A 12,865-nucleotide genomic window follows, 5' to 3' on the forward strand; every position below is an offset into this window, starting at 1 on the left:
GCCGATCCATGCCGTCAGCGTGGAACACGACTCCGAGGGGGAACCATGACGACGCCTGCAGGCTGGTATGACGACGGATCCGGGCGCCAGCGCTGGTGGGACGGCACGCAATGGACCGAGCATTTCGCTCCGGTCGCAGAGCCGGCAGCGGTCGAGACGGAGTCTGCGGCTTCCGAGCCTGAGGCCGTGACGACCGACGCCGACGCGGGCGTCTCAGAGTCCGCATCCGCAGGCCACGACACTGCAGCGACCGATGACGGGCGCTCGGCTGTCGATGCGTCCCCCGAGTCCGCAGCAGCAGCCGAGACCGCGGCAGCGCTCGACTCCGTGGCGGCCGTCGAGAGCCCCTCCTGGAACGCTCCCGCCTCCGAGCCCGTCGCAGCCAGCTCTGGCTCCGACTCCTCATCGCCCGTCGATGAGGTCGCCGCTCCCGATTCCGCAGCATCGTGGTCTGCCCCCGAGACTCCTTCCGACGCGTCGTCGACGGAGTACACCGCACCCGGTGCCGACGCACCCGGTGCCTCCACGCCGCTCGACGGCAACGTCCCGCCGTACGCGAACGCCGCACCCGCCTACCCCGGCAGCGCGCCCGCCTACCCCGGCGCCGCGGATGCAGGACAGACGCAGGCATACCCCGCACCCGGCTACCCGGGAGCGGCACCCAGCTACCCCGGCGCGAACGCCTACGCGCCCGCAGGTCAGGCCTACGGCGCCGCCGGCGGTTACTCGCCCGCTTACGGAGGCGCCGCCCCGGCAGCGCCCACCAAGCCGTCCGTCCTCGGCATCGTCGGCCTCGGGCTCGCCGCGCTCGGCACGATCCTGTCGTGCATCCCGGTGGTCTTCGGGTTCGGGTGGCTGCTGCTCGCGGCGGGATTCATCGTGTCGCTGATCTCCCTCTTCCTCAAGGGCAAGAAGTGGCCGGGCATCTCGGGCCTCATCCTCTCTGTGGTCGGCGCGATCATCGCGATCGTGATGTTCTTCGTCATCGTGTTCGCGACGGTCTCGGAAGTCGTGCGCGATCTCCCGACCGCGCCGCCGTCAAGCGACTCCGACACCGACAACGGCACCGACCCCGGTACCGACGAGGGCACCGACGACCCGGACGCCGGCCCCACGGATGTCGTAGAGGGCGAGCTCGGCTCCCCCGTGACGATCGAGCAGATGTCGGGCACCAGCGAGGTCACGATCAACTCGGCCACGTGGGCGACGTCGGACGGATCGAGCATCCCCTCCACCAACGGCGGATACGTGATCCTCGATGTCACATTCACCGGCGTCTCGGGCACGAGCTACATCAACCCGTTCTACTTCGCACTCGAGACCGCCGAAGGCGCCGAAGGCACCTATGACTACTACGTCGACGGAATCGTGGCAGAGGAGCTCGCCGCGGGAGACACTGTCAGCGGCAAGATCACCTTCGACGTCGCGCAGAGTTCCTCGTACGTGATCACCTTCACGGATGAACTCCTGCAGGACGTCGCACGCATCCCGTTCACCCCGTCCGCGGGCTGAGCGCGTAGTACGGAGCAGCAGGCATGACGACCCCGGCGGGGTGGTACGACGACGGTTCAGGCCGGCAACGCTGGTGGGACGGAGTCGCGTGGACGGAGCACACCGTCGCAGCGCAGGCTCCGGCCACCACGCAGCAGCAGAGTTCCGTGCAGCAGCAGAGTTCCGTGCAGCAGCAGAGTTCCGTGCAGCAGCAGAGTTCCGTGCAGCAGCAGAGTTCCGTGCAGCAGCAGAGTTCCGTGCAGCAGCCGGACTCCGCGCATCGGCATGTCGCACCACAAGACTCAGCGGCTGAGGGCATCGCCACGCCCGCCGTCGAATCCTCCGGGCAGTCGACGGCGGGCGTGGATCCGGTCGTCGGAAGCCCGGCGTCGCCCTCGATCGAGTCCGCGACGTTCGAGCCACCGTACGTCCTCCAGCCGGCGACTTCGGCCGATGCGTGCCCCGGCCCCACTGCAGGTGCGCCAGCCTGGGGGCCTGCGCCGATGCACGGCCAGCAGGGCACGGCGTACCCCGCGCAGGGTGCGACCGCTCCCTTCGGCGTGCTCGCTCCCCCGCCGGCGAAGCCGACGCTCTCCGTTCTCGGCATCATCGGTCTCGGCGTCGCGGTGATCGGACTCGTCCTCTCCTGCTTCCCATCGATCGCACTCGCAGGCTGGGTCCTGTTGGGGGTCGGCTTCGTCGCCTCCCTGGTGTCGGTGTTCCTCCGCGGAATGAAATGGCCGGGAATCGTCGGCATCGGCGTCAGCGTCCTCGGGACCATCGTCGCGATCGCGGTGATGCTCTTGTCGCTCGGTGTGGCCGCGCCTGATCCGATCACACCGACGTCATCGCCCGGCTCCTCGTCGTCCGACGGCGAAGAGACCGACGAGTCGGCGGCAGAGGGCACCGAGAGGGTCTACATCAACGATCTCGAGGTCGGACACTGCCTTCCCCTGGTGGAGTGGGAGGACGAGGTCTACGACCTTCCCGTCGTCCCGTGCGATCAGCCGCACACCGACGAGGTCTACTTCATCTTCGATGCGCCGGACGGTGATTTCCCCGGTGACGCCGAGCTGCAGACCATCGCCACCGAGCGCTGCGACGCCGCCTTCGAGGAGTTCATCGGCATCCCGTACACGGACTCGGTGCTCGATAACTACTGGTTCGTTCCCACCGAGACGTCATGGAAGCGCGCGAACGATCGCGCCATCCAGTGCATCGTGTTCGATTACGAAGAGGTCACGGGAACCCTCGAGGGCGCGGCCCGCTGAGACGAGCTCAGTCCTCGTCTTTGCGCTTGCGCCAGCGGATGCCCGCCGAGATGAATCCGTCGAGGTCACCGTCGAACACGGCTGCAGGGTTTCCCGACTCGTGCCCGGTGCGCAGATCCTTGACGAGCTGCTGGCCGTAGAGGAAGTACGAGCGCATCTGGTCGCCCCAGCTCGCCGTGATGTTGCCGGCGAGTTCCTTCTTCTTCGCGGCCTCCTCCTCCTTCTGGAGCAGCAGGAGGCGGGTCTGCAGCACGCGCATGGCGGCGGCACGGTTCTGGATCTGCGACTTCTCGTTCTGCATCGAGACGACGATTCCGGTCGGGAGGTGCGTCAGGCGCACGGCCGAGTCCGTGGTGTTGACCGACTGACCACCCGGGCCGGACGAACGGAACACGTCGACGCGGATGTCGCTCTCGGGGATGTCGACCTCGGTCGCCTCCTCCATGAGCGGGATGACCTCGACCGCGGCGAACGACGTCTGGCGCTTGTCGGCAGAGCCGAACGGGCTGATACGGGCCAGACGGTGCGTGCCGGCCTCGACCGAGACGGTGCCGAACGCGTAGGGGGCGTCGATCTCGAACGTCGCCGACTTGATGCCCGCGCCCTCGGCGTATGAGGTGTCGAGCACCTTGACCGGGTACTTGTGACGCTCGGCCCAGCGCAGGTACATGCGCATCAGCATCTCGGCGAAGTCGGTGGCGTCGTCGCCACCCGCACCCGAGCGGATCGTGATGATCGCGGAGCGCTCGTCGTACTCGCCGTCCATCAGCGTCTGGACCTCGAGCTGGTTGATGATCTCGGTGAGAGCGTTGAGTTCGGCACGCGCCTCGACGGCCGATTCCTCATCGCCCATCTCGTTCGCGAGCCCGACCAGCACCTCAAGGTCGTCGAGTCGCGAGCCGATGCCCTCGACCCTCGCGAGCGCCGACTGCCGGTGGCTCAGCGCGCTGGTCACCTTCTGGGCACGGTCGGTGTCGTCCCAGAGGTCCGGCGCGCCGGCTTCCTCGCTGAGGCGTGCGATGTCGGAACGGAGCGTATCGACGTCGATGACCTCGCGAATGTCACCGTAGGTGAGTCGCAGGGCCTGGATGTCGGCGGAGAGATCGAGTTCGAGCATGTCGCGTCCAGCCTAACGTGCCGCCTGTGCGGGCGGGGACGGGTTCGGAACGGGAGTAGCGTGAAACGAGTGAGCAGCGCATCCACGGTCCTGAGACGATTCGGGCCGATGGTGTACCTCCCCACCATCCTCTTCTCGCTCGGCGAGGGCGCGGTCATCCCTCTGATCCCCGTGATCGCGGCACGCATGGGGGCGGATGTGGCGTTCGCCGCACTCGTCGCCTCGGCGCTGGTCGTGGGTCAGCTCTGCGGAAACCTGCCCGCCGGCTGGGCCGTATCGCGCATCGGCGAGCGGTTCACCATGGTCATCGCGGGAGTGATCGCGATCGGTGCGGGCGTCGGAATGGTCTTCGCGCCGTCGCTCGGCGTGCTCGCTGCATCCGTCTTCCTCCTCGGCTTCTGCGCCGCCGCCTTCGGTCTCGCCCGTCACGCCTTCATGACGACGAGGGTGCCGATCGCGTTCCGCGCCCGCGCGCTCTCGCTGCTGGGCGGCAGCTTCCGTCTCGGCATCTTCATCGGCCCCTTCGTCGCCGCGGGTCTCCTGCAGCTGTTCGGGTCGGAGACCGCCGCGATCTGGTTCTTCCTCGGGTGCCTGATCGTCATGGTGCTTCTCGTGCTGTTCGGTCCGGATCCCGAGAAGACGATCGCGCCGACCACCCCGGTGCGCACCGCTCCCCTGTCTGAGGACTCGGGCGAGCCGGTCACCGGCTCGATCCCGGTCGTCGGCCGCCCTGGCATCTTCCGCACGATGTGGCAGCAGCGCACCGTGCTCGGCCGCCTCGGCCTCGCCGCCGCGTCACTCTCAGCCGTGCGGTCGGCGCGACAAGTGGTGCTTCCGCTATGGGGTCTCTCGCTCGGCCTCGATGCGTCGACCATCGCCCTCGTCGTCGGGATCTCGGGCGCGATCGACTTCGCCCTGTTCTACGCGAGCGGGCAGGTGATGGATCGGTTCGGACGCCTCTGGGCCGCGATGCCGGCGATGGTGCTCATGGGTGCCGGATTCCTCGCGATGTCGTTCACCCATGACCTCGATGCCGCGGTGCTGTGGTTCGGGATGTTCGCCGCGGTACTCGGCGTGGGCAACGGGCTGTCGAGCGGCATCCTGCTGACTCTCGGCGCCGATGTCGCTCCGAAGACCGAGCCCGCCGCGTTCCTCGGCTCGTGGCGCACGCTGACGGATGCCGGTGGGGCCATCGCTCCCCTGATGGTGTCGGGGATCATCGCGATCGCCTCGCTGCCGATAGCGGCCGCGGTCATGGGTGTGATCGGCCTGGTGGGCGCCGGAGGCTTCATCCGGTGGATCCCCCGGTTCGTTCCCCGCGCGAAAGGTGGATCCCCCGGTTCGTTCCCCGCGCGAAAGAGGAGCCCTCGTGAGCGCTGATCTCGCCGCAGACGTGCGTCGTCTGGTCCTCGGGGCCGCGGCGACTTCCGACCTGGAGCGGGCGGCGCGGGCCGACTTCGCGACGTTCTTCCCCGACGAGCATGGCCCCGTGTCGCGCGACGACGGCCCCGACCACGCCACGGCGTCGGCCCTCGTGTTCGATCCGACACTCACCCGCACGTTGCTCGTGTTCCATGCCAAAGGGCAGTTCTGGGTGCAGCCCGGCGGGCATCTCGAGACGGGCGATGCGTCGATCGCGGACGCCGCGCTGCGCGAGCTGCGGGAGGAGACCGGTGTCGTCGTGTCGGCTCTCACCAAGCCTCTCGTGTACGACCTCGATCATCACGGGCTCTCCTCTTCGTTCGGCCGCTGTTCCTCGCATCTCGACATCGGGATCGCCGTCGTCGTCGTCGTCTCGGACGATGCGGCGCTGATCGTGAGCGACGAGTCGGAGGATGTGCGCTGGTGGCCGATCACTGCCCTCCCCGATGAGGTTCCGCCGGGTTTCGACGGACGGGTACGGCGCTTGAGGGACCGACTTCACATCTGATCGCGCCACGTGCTGTCGTGCGGGAGTCATCTCAGCGCCGTGCGACTCGTGCCCGTCGCCTCGAGCCGCACGCCGTCGGGCACGAACATCGACAGCACGGGCGGATACCACTCCCCAGCGACCGTCACTCGAGCCGAGAGCCCGTCGGGTGCGGTGGCTGTCACCACGGTCGTGTCGCCCGGCACCACGGCGACCAGAGCGAGCGCCTGCTCTCTGACGCCTTCGTCGGTGAGGTCGGCGTGCACCGTCGCCCCCTCGACGACCAGCGTGAACCCGTCGGCTCCGGCGAGCGCTGCCGCGTCGGCGAGCGCATCCAGCCGTTTCTGGGAGATGTACAGGTCTGTGGCGCACACGCCCACGAAGATGAGGGCGAGAGCGAGCAGTGCGTATCCCAGGGTGAGGAGGAGCACGCTCCCGTCGTCGTCTCTCACCCCGCGCCCCACAGTCTCGAGACCTTCTGCACCGCGGTTCCCTCGACAGACACGGATGCGGCCTCGTCCAGGCCGAAGATCGCCGGGATCAAAGGCAGCGATACCCTCGCTGCGACCACGACGGTGATCGTCGCTCCCGCGGACGGGCATGCCGCGGTCTCGGGAGCGCAGGTCACGGACACCTCTACCGAGTCGGGGTCGATGCCGTACTGCTCCGAGGCGCTGGCGAGCACTCGTTCGCCGCTCCGCTGTGCGCTCTCCGCGTCCGGCGCCAGGGCGATGGCCCGCGCGGTGTGCCGCGCCGCTGCCTCCGCGCCGAGCGTCTGCTCCTGGATCGCCCCGAGCGCGATGATCAGGTAGACGAGTGGCACGAGCAGCACCACCCCGACGGTGATGAACTCGAGCGCCGCCGAGCCGTCGTCATCCATCGCCGAACGATTCCTCCGGAGCATGGGCTTCCACCTCCAGCGCGAACGGGATGCCGAGCAGCCCGATCACCGGAAGTGTGGTCCGCACGCGCACATCGATCGTCGGCTGCCCGAGCGACGTCGAGCGCCCGACTGTCACGTCCTCGGCATAGGCCTCTCCGACGGCACGGACGATCTGTGCTCGCGCACGCTCTGCGCCCTCTTCGAGGCTCGTGTCGGCGAGTGCGGCGTAGTACGCCCCCTCGACGGCCGAATCATGCACGACGTTGCGGACGTACACCGCGAGGGCGAGCTGCATCACGGCGAGAGTCAGCAAAGTGAGCAGGGTCCCCACCATCACGAACTCGACAGGGCTCGAACCGCGTTCGTCGAAGAGCCGATGACCAGCCCTCATGTCCGGCACAGGGGCACTCGCACCTCAGATGCCCGACACACGTTGGATCGCCTGCTCGAACAGGGTGCTCAGCGCCGGACCCGCCACCGCCCAGATCAGCACGACAAGCCCTGCTGTCATCAACGTGACGAGCACCCAGCCGGGGACATCCCCGCGCTCGTCGTCGAGGAACTCGCGCGCGATGGCCACTTTGCCTCCCTGCCTGTGTCGAAGAGTGTTCATGTCGTCCTTTCGTGGGGCGCTCAGCCGATGCCGAGTCGCAGGATGAAGAGTCCCGGGTAGATGGCGAAGAGCACCGAGAGCGGGAGGATCAGGAACACGAGCGGGCTTATACAGCAGCTAATATCCTTGTAAGGAAAGGGTCATCCATGCGCGCAGCGATCTATACCCGCATCAGCGAGGACAAGGACGGCGACGAGCTCGGCGTGGAGCGTCAGGAGCAAGACTGCCGACGCCTCGCAGCGGCTAAGGGCTGGGAGGTGGTCCAGGTGTTCGAGGAGAACGACACGAGCGCCTACCGCTCGAAGGTGCGCCCGAAGTACCAAGCGATGACCGAGGCTGTGCGGGCCGGAGATGTCCAAGCGATTGTCGTTTGGGACGTAGACCGGCTGAGTCGAACGCCTCGCGAGCTCGAAGACGTGATCGATTTCGCGGACTCGCATGGACTCGCTCTGGCGTCGGTGGGCGGTGAGGTGGATCTTGCCACGCCGCAGGGTCGCCTCACGGCGCGGATCAAGGGGTCGGTCGCTCGGCATGAGTCGGAGCAGATGGCGCGGCGACTCCGGAGGCGGCTGGAGCAGAAGGCAGAGAGCGGAGAGCCCCACGGGCGCGTCCCCTACGGATTCGTGCGAATTCCGGCTGACAAGGCCGGAAAGCGTGCCGCGCGCGATGTGGTCAATCCGGACGAAGCCGCTGTTCTCCGCGAGGTGGCGAACGGGCTCCTGTCGGGTGGGTCGCTTCGACGCATCGCCGCTGCCCTGAACGAGAGCGGCGTGCCTTCTCCTGAGTCGGCACGCCTCGCGCGCGTCGCAGCTCGCTCCGGCGGTGGAGAGGTACGGGTTGTGCCGTGGTCTGCCGCCTCACTGCGCCAAGCAGTTCGCCGCCCTCAGAACGCGGGAAAGCGAGAGTTCCGGGGGCGAATTATCGGGGATACGAACGGCGAGCGCATCTTCGATGACGCGACCTGGGAGCGCCTGTGCGCGCTTCTGGACGACCCCGCGCGGCGCTCGAACAAGGGCGGAGCAGAATTCCGCCACCTTCTGTCCGGTGTCGCGAAGTGCGGTCGCTGCGACGGAACGATGCGTCGACAGACGGGAAGCGTGCGAACGCTCGCGAATGGTGAGAAGCGACGGCAGGACGCCACATACTTCTGCGTCGAGTGCTACCGAGTCCGCCGACGCCAAGCTCCCGTAGACGCGATGGTCGAGACGATGGTGCTCGCTCTGCTGCAAGACCCTCGGACGATCCAGCTACACGCCCTCGGGGACGCCGACGCTGCCGATGAGGCTCGGGCGGACATCGAGCGCATCGATGCGAAGCTCGCGATCGCCGCGGATCAGTTCGCGGACGACACGATCACCGGGGAGCAGCTGCAGCGCATCACCGGTCGCCTCCGCAGCGACCGAGAGCGCCTTGCAAGGAGGATACGGGACGCAACCCCGACCCCGCTGCAAGGATTCCTTGCCGCGGGGGACGTAGCCGAGCGGTGGCATGCTGCGCCGGTCGAAGTGAGGCGCGAGCTCGTGGACATGCTGGTAACGGTCACCATCATGCCGTCCGGGTCGGGCCGCAAGTTCGACCCCGAGCTAGTTCGCGTCGAGCGCCGAGTCGCAGCATGACTGGTGAACTCGTGATCGCTCGCTGCGAGAAGCGGCATCCGCTCATCTCTGCGGAGGGAGGGATACCGCTGGCTTTGTCGCCGCTACGCGCCCCGCTGGGATGGATGGGTGCTCGCTGCGAGCGCTGCAAGAGGGACTACATGGTGGTGGAGTCGGCCGCGAGGCGCTCCGCCGTGGGCGACGGGAATGAGGTGCGTGCGGACCATGTGCAGTCTCGAGACGGTCTCGTCACGCAGAACCCCGAGCTCCACGAGGCGATGATTGAAGCGTGGTCCACCCCGATCGGGGATCCCGACGACACCGCGCCGCGCTGAGTTCCCCCATACGTCCAACGCGCGTATGCTGGGCCTCGTAGTTCAGCCCTTGCGGATGCGGCTCAGCCAGCGGACGCGTAGATCACGAACCAGCCTGGCATCTGGTCACGCTCACCACATTCAGTGGAGCCGTGACCCATGCCCATCGACTCTGTCACCCGACGCCTCAACGCTCAGAAGGCCATCCACACGCGGTGGCACGGCGAACTCCCGCCCCAACTGCAGGCCGAACTAGACGACAACCAGCGCCGCATCCTCGAGGAACGCATCGCGCAGCTCCTCGAGGACGGCCCCACACTCACTCCTGAACAAGCAGCTCGGATCGGCACGCGACTCGGGCTCCGGGCGAGTTCGGGTGATGCCGGATGAGGGCAGAGGGAGGGGCCGGTGCTGCGCGCTCCCGGCCCCTCATGCACCAGGTCCCCAGCCAAGGACGCCCGATTGCTGCGGCCACGGTACCACCCGTCGCGGACATTGCTGCGCTCGACTTCGGAGGGCGGTGATGCACGGTGAGCCTTACCCGCGAGTCTATCGAGTCGTTCATCCTGCGCCTCGTCCGCGAGCCGAGCATCGAACTGCGGACGTTCGACCTGCGCGTTCTCTCGACCGTGCTCGAGCACATCGGACCGGCGGGTTTCGCGTGGATCGATCAGGAGAGCATTGCAACGCGCATCGACGCGAGCAGCGATGCGGTGCAGCGGGCGCTCAAGAAGCTCAGCACCGAACCGAACCGGCAGCACCCGCTACTGATCCTGCAGCGCATGGAAGCTCGCGCTGGAGCACGACGCGAGAAGCGACACAGCCTCACCTACTGCCCCACCCTTACCGGTGTGCGAGCTCCGGGTATAAGCGCCGACATCGAATGGGGCGAGGACGGCAAGCCACGGATCCTGACAGTCAAGCCCGTCCCCTGGCAGAGCCTCCCATGAACGTCGATTTCTACGTCCCGCGGTTTCCGCGTCACGCCGAATTCCGCGGAAGTCTCCCAGACCCCAGTTACCCGGAATCTCCCGTGACGCGGAAATCGCGTCACGCGGAATCTGGCGTGACGCGGAAACCGCGCCGTACTAAGGCATCCTCGCTTCGCTCCGCTGCCTCTCCGCGCCCGCTAGTCGCAGAGGCGGGCGCATCCGCCCCTCCGCTGCGCTCGGCTCCGCCTCACTCCGGCTACGGGCGGATGAAGCTAGGCGCGGGTCAGGTTCTTGAACGCTCGCCGCTGGGCCGACACCTCCGCTGCGCTCCGGTATCGATGAGGGATTCTCTTCGAACGGAACACGGGAGGCGGAGTCACCCACCTCATCACCCGCTCGTCATCAGCCATGCCCAGGCCACGGCAGACCTCCCGCGTGACATGCGAGGTGGTCGAGTCTTGAGGCAGTCACCGGTGGCTCCTCCTTCGCTTCGCTCAGTCGTCACCACCTCGGGATGCGCACGCGAATTCAGCAACGACGAGAGGAGCCGAGGATGACGAATCGACAGGACGCCGGATCGCAGGTCCGCAGCATGCGGGAGCGCGCGCAGGATGCCGCCCTCGACGCGCTCCCCCGGATCGCGATGCATCAGATCGTGCGCGAGCGGGTGGATTCGCATATCCCGCTCGATTTCGAACCGTCGCAACTGCGGGAGGTCGCCGCACAAGCAGCTGCCGCAGCGATCGAGGACGCGTACCCGCCCGGCGCGGAGCGCGATGAGCGCCTCGCAGCTGCGCGACAGAACCTCGAACGGTTGTGGCTCGGCTCGGTTGCGAAGAAGGGCTTCAAACCGTGACCGCCCGCGGCGAGCGCAAGTGCAGCCCACGCATGCAGCAGTTCTACGCGGCACAAGCCGCAATGGCCGCAATGCGGCATCAAGGACGAACCGAACCCGAGCAACCTACGTTGTTCGACCTTGCAGAACTCGATCACGACACCAAGGAGCCAGACCATGACCACGAGTGACACGCACCGCCGGGAGGTACTCGCGGCCTACACCGCGGGGCTGCTGACCTTGGACGCTGCCGAGCAGAACGACAAGACCGCCCGAGCACACATCGCGGCGTTCCTCGCTGAGGGCGGTGACGGCCTCGACCTGATCCTCCACCTCGCCCACGAGACCGCGACCGCCTATGGGGCGCTCGCAGCGATCGGCGTGGGCGAGGAGGACTGGCGGGGTTTGGTCCGGGCTGGGCTGCTCGCGCTCGAGGCGGACGCGGCCCTCGCGGAAGTCGGAGAGGGCACCGATGAGCAGGGATGACGACCCGCTCGTGAACGTGGGCCACAAGCCTCCGCGCGCGACGGTCTGGGTGCCGACCGGGTGGGACGACGAGCTAGGTGAACCGACCGACTGGCGGTACGTGCCCAGTGAGCACGCCGCACAGTGGGACTCGCGCAGCTGGCGGTAGATCGCGCGCGCGGCTGAGGCGGATCGAGGAGACAGTGAGCGGCATGAGTAGCGCAGCCCCGTCCTTGATCCGCCTCCCATTTGTCACCGACGAGCCCGGCCACCGCCTCCGCTTCGAGTCTCTGCTCGCCGCACGCATCTACGCGGACGCCCAGCCTGGCCCGGTCCCCATCCGCGCCGCCATGACCGGCGAGCTCATCGAGACGCGCTGAGGCCCTCACCACTTCAGCATGGCGTTTGGGGGTGCGCCTTCATCGAAGTCATCCGGTGCTGTGACCGTCCACCCGAGGTCCTTCAATGTCTGTGCCGCCTCCGCTTGAAGGTCTCGAACCACCGTCCGCGTCTGCATACGACGCCAGATTTCGCGCCCTTCCTGTACGGCGGCCTCCCACCCCGGCTGCGGATCTACTCCGCACTCTCGGATGAGGAACTCGATGAAGTCCTCGATCGAGGGCCGATAGCGTTCGCCGCCCACCGGGAAGTGCAGTGTCGAGAGCGAGTGAGGCCTCCCGGTCACGTAGCGGCTGTTCGAAGAAGCTCGGGCAAGCAAATGCGAGAAAGCTCCCCTCTCAGCGTGGAACTGCCAGTGCGAGACGGGTGCCGTATGTGTCGTAGACAGGTACTCGAGCCGCGCAAGCGGGGCGCTCTCGTATTCAGAAGTGAGCGCCAAGGCCGAAGCACGAGTCTTGAGGAACTTGTTAGTCCAATCGAGCTGCATACTCATGCTCAGTCGCCAGCGAGCTACCTTCTCTTTGGCGATGAAGAGCGGCATCTCAGTCGGCACGCTCGTAGGATTGCCATTCGTATCGACCTCGACCGCAGTGATCTGAACTCTTCCGGTGGGCTCCCGCAATGCTGCGATTACCGGGTCGCCGGGCAAAGTCGAGCGGATCGTGTGAGCTATCCGTTCAGCGAAGTCTTGGGCTTGACGAGTGACCCTTTCGGTCGCCTCGGCGTCAGCCGCGCTCTGCGTCGTCACCGAGAAGGAACGCAATCCCATGCAGGTCGTCGATGCGACCCCACTGAGTGTCTGTCAGCAGCCCGAGCCTCTCGCACTCGAGGAACTCTGCGTAGGAGCCCAGACCGAGTTCGCTCAGGAGTCCCTCGCGACGGCGGATCAGGTCGATAGGCAAAACTTCGATCACGGGTGCCATGTGAGCGTCCTTCCTCGTGACCCGAGACTATTGGGAACCAGATCCCGGATCGGTATTGCGTGTGGAGTTTCTCCACCCTATGTCGAACGTAGGACACTAGGCGCGCGCGGCCCGATAA

At 67.1% G+C, this 12,865-nt stretch carries 19 protein-coding genes; 12 read left to right on the top strand and 7 right to left on the bottom strand.

Annotated features, from left to right (window positions below; translation table 11 throughout):
• Positions 1-45: 45 nt before the first annotated feature.
• Both OD997_RS06125 and OD997_RS06130 read left to right on the top strand, forming a co-directional pair.
• Positions 46-1,512: a DUF2510 domain-containing protein gene (locus OD997_RS06125; RefSeq protein ID WP_434330817.1), complete on the top strand. Its 1,467-nt coding sequence runs from the start codon at positions 46-48 to the stop codon at positions 1,510-1,512.
• A 23-nt stretch (positions 1,513-1,535) separates the two neighbouring features.
• Entirely contained in the window at positions 1,536-2,762 is a 1,227-nt protein-coding gene (locus OD997_RS06130) for a DUF2510 domain-containing protein (RefSeq protein WP_434330818.1), read from the top strand.
• A gap of 7 nt (positions 2,763-2,769) precedes the next feature.
• Here the strand turns inward: OD997_RS06130 and prfB are convergent, their stop codons facing one another.
• Positions 2,770-3,879: a peptide chain release factor 2 gene (gene prfB / locus OD997_RS06135; protein ID WP_434330819.1), complete on the bottom strand. Its 1,110-nt coding sequence runs from the start codon at positions 3,877-3,879 to the stop codon at positions 2,770-2,772.
• Positions 3,880-3,987: 108 nt separating this feature from the next.
• Between prfB and OD997_RS06140 the strand changes: the two genes are divergently transcribed.
• Together OD997_RS06140 and OD997_RS06145 are read left to right on the top strand one after the other, a co-directional pair.
• Positions 3,988-5,259: an MFS transporter gene (locus tag OD997_RS06140; protein ID WP_434332345.1), complete on the top strand. Its 1,272-nt coding sequence runs from the start codon at positions 3,988-3,990 to the stop codon at positions 5,257-5,259.
• A complete protein-coding gene (locus OD997_RS06145; protein WP_434330820.1) occupies positions 5,249-5,809 on the top strand; it encodes an NUDIX hydrolase in 561 nt (186 codons plus the stop codon). The genes OD997_RS06140 and OD997_RS06145 overlap by 11 nt, the downstream gene beginning before the upstream one ends.
• 26 nt (positions 5,810-5,835) lie before the next feature.
• Here the strand turns inward: OD997_RS06145 and OD997_RS06150 are convergent, their stop codons facing one another.
• The 4 genes from OD997_RS06150 to OD997_RS06165 are packed head-to-tail and all read right to left on the bottom strand — an operon-like array spanning position 5,836 to position 7,251.
• Positions 5,836-6,219 (bottom strand): hypothetical protein, encoded by a 384-nt coding sequence (locus tag OD997_RS06150; RefSeq protein ID WP_434330821.1) that lies wholly within the window; start codon positions 6,217-6,219, stop codon positions 5,836-5,838.
• Between the two features lie 17 nt (positions 6,220-6,236).
• Complete coding sequence (locus tag OD997_RS06155) at positions 6,237-6,668, bottom strand: TadE family protein (RefSeq protein WP_434330822.1); 432 nt, start codon at positions 6,666-6,668, stop codon at positions 6,237-6,239.
• Positions 6,661-7,062 (bottom strand): TadE/TadG family type IV pilus assembly protein, encoded by a 402-nt coding sequence (locus OD997_RS06160; protein ID WP_434330823.1) that lies wholly within the window; start codon positions 7,060-7,062, stop codon positions 6,661-6,663. Before OD997_RS06160 ends, OD997_RS06155 begins: the two co-directional genes overlap by 8 nt.
• A 24-nt stretch (positions 7,063-7,086) precedes the next feature.
• Positions 7,087-7,251 (bottom strand): hypothetical protein, encoded by a 165-nt coding sequence (locus OD997_RS06165; protein ID WP_434330824.1) that lies wholly within the window; start codon positions 7,249-7,251, stop codon positions 7,087-7,089.
• A gap of 44 nt (positions 7,252-7,295) precedes the next feature.
• On the opposite strand from OD997_RS06165, the gene OD997_RS06170 reads away from it, so the two are divergent.
• The 8 genes from OD997_RS06170 (at position 7,296) to OD997_RS06205 (ending at position 11,805) form a co-directional block, all read left to right on the top strand.
• Entirely contained in the window at positions 7,296-8,900 is a 1,605-nt protein-coding gene (locus OD997_RS06170) for a recombinase family protein (RefSeq protein WP_434330825.1), read from the top strand.
• Positions 8,897-9,214, top strand: coding sequence for a hypothetical protein (locus OD997_RS06175; RefSeq protein ID WP_434330826.1), 318 nt, complete (start codon positions 8,897-8,899; stop codon positions 9,212-9,214). The genes OD997_RS06170 and OD997_RS06175 overlap by 4 nt, the downstream gene beginning before the upstream one ends.
• 138 nt (positions 9,215-9,352) lie before the next feature.
• Complete coding sequence (locus OD997_RS06180; protein WP_434330827.1) at positions 9,353-9,583, top strand: hypothetical protein; 231 nt, start codon at positions 9,353-9,355, stop codon at positions 9,581-9,583.
• A gap of 140 nt (positions 9,584-9,723) precedes the next feature.
• Complete coding sequence (locus OD997_RS06185) at positions 9,724-10,143, top strand: hypothetical protein (protein ID WP_434330828.1); 420 nt, start codon at positions 9,724-9,726, stop codon at positions 10,141-10,143.
• Positions 10,144-10,678: 535 nt separating this feature from the next.
• A complete protein-coding gene (locus OD997_RS06190) occupies positions 10,679-10,981 on the top strand; it encodes a hypothetical protein (protein ID WP_434330829.1) in 303 nt (100 codons plus the stop codon).
• A 156-nt stretch (positions 10,982-11,137) separates the two neighbouring features.
• Positions 11,138-11,446 carry a hypothetical protein gene (locus OD997_RS06195; protein WP_434330830.1) on the top strand — a complete coding sequence of 103 codons (309 nt, stop codon included), beginning with the start codon at positions 11,138-11,140 and terminating at the stop codon, positions 11,444-11,446.
• Positions 11,433-11,594, top strand: coding sequence for a hypothetical protein (locus OD997_RS06200; RefSeq protein ID WP_434330831.1), 162 nt, complete (start codon positions 11,433-11,435; stop codon positions 11,592-11,594). Before OD997_RS06195 ends, OD997_RS06200 begins: the two co-directional genes overlap by 14 nt.
• A 43-nt stretch (positions 11,595-11,637) precedes the next feature.
• A complete protein-coding gene (locus OD997_RS06205) occupies positions 11,638-11,805 on the top strand; it encodes a hypothetical protein (protein ID WP_434330832.1) in 168 nt (55 codons plus the stop codon).
• 5 nt (positions 11,806-11,810) lie between these two features.
• Here OD997_RS06205 and OD997_RS06210 read toward each other — a convergent pair whose 3' ends face one another.
• Positions 11,811-12,572: a hypothetical protein gene (locus tag OD997_RS06210; RefSeq protein ID WP_434330833.1), complete on the bottom strand. Its 762-nt coding sequence runs from the start codon at positions 12,570-12,572 to the stop codon at positions 11,811-11,813.
• Entirely contained in the window at positions 12,550-12,747 is a 198-nt protein-coding gene (locus tag OD997_RS06215; RefSeq protein WP_434330834.1) for a hypothetical protein, read from the bottom strand. Before OD997_RS06215 ends, OD997_RS06210 begins: the two co-directional genes overlap by 23 nt.
• Between the last annotated feature and the right edge of the window lie 118 nt (positions 12,748-12,865).

Origin of the sequence: Microbacterium sp. CGR1 (assembly GCF_051062835.1) — a bacterium.
GTDB lineage: Bacteria > Actinomycetota > Actinomycetes > Actinomycetales > Microbacteriaceae > Microbacterium.